The organism is Citrobacter sp. Cpo071 (assembly GCF_030332765.1).
GTDB classification, from domain to species: domain Bacteria; phylum Pseudomonadota; class Gammaproteobacteria; order Enterobacterales; family Enterobacteriaceae; genus Citrobacter; species Citrobacter portucalensis.
The window spans coordinates 1-832 of record NZ_JAOWHE010000033.1; the positions used below are offsets into that span (position 1 = coordinate 1).

1 pseudogene is annotated in these 832 nt (G+C 63.8%); it reads right to left on the reverse strand.

What is annotated here, in order from left to right:
* A pseudogene (locus tag OGY09_RS00965) lies at nucleotides 1-832 on the reverse strand (type IV secretion protein Rhs); the annotation flags it as partial.

Here is an 832-nt window from a genome sequence, read left to right on the forward strand (position 1 = left end):
GGTCTGGCTGTAGTCGTATTCCCGGGTCTGGCGCGGGGTGCTGATGCGGGTCAGATGCCCGGTCCCGTCATACCCGTAGTTGCGGTTCAGAAGCGGACTGTTCAGGTGCCGGCTCAGCAGCTGTCTGGCCGCGCTGTAGCCGGTGGTGAGCGTATATTCGCCGAAACGGCGCTGTGTCTCCCGGTGCAGGCGGTCGCGGGTGAAGTCGATGAGTGGGGTGCCACCGAGCTTCACCCCGGCCAGCCAGCCGCTGCCGTACGTCAGCCAGGCCACCGGGGGAAGGTGGTCGTGCGTGGTTTTATTCGCCAGTCCGTTCTGATAATCGTGCTGCGTGAGGTGCTCCCACAGCAGGGTTTGCGTCTGCGGGGCGTGGACGGTCTGTTTCTCGCTGAGCAGCCGGCCTTTCTCATCATAGCCGTAGTGCACCGCCACCCGGTGACCTTCACTGAGGTGGCTGATGCCCGTCAGCCAGCCGCGCTCGTCGTACTGCCACTGCTCCGCCGGTTCGCCGTTCACCGTGCGGTGCGTCAGGCGGTCAGCGTCATCGTAATGCCACAGCGTGACGAGGTCTTCGTCCTCACTGCGGACAAGCTGTCCGCCGGTGTTGTAGCCATAGCGCTGCGTACGGCCGTCAAAGCCGGTCTGCTGCGTCAGCCTGTCCAGTGCATCGTAAGTGAATTCAGTATGGCTGCCGTTCTCATTGGTCAGCTGTGTCACGCGTCCGGCGGCATCGTATGTTATCTGCCGCGTCAGGCCGCCTGCGGTGATACTGACCGGTCTGCCGCCCGCATCGTACTGTGTTTCCGTGCGGCTGCTGTCCGGGGCAATCACT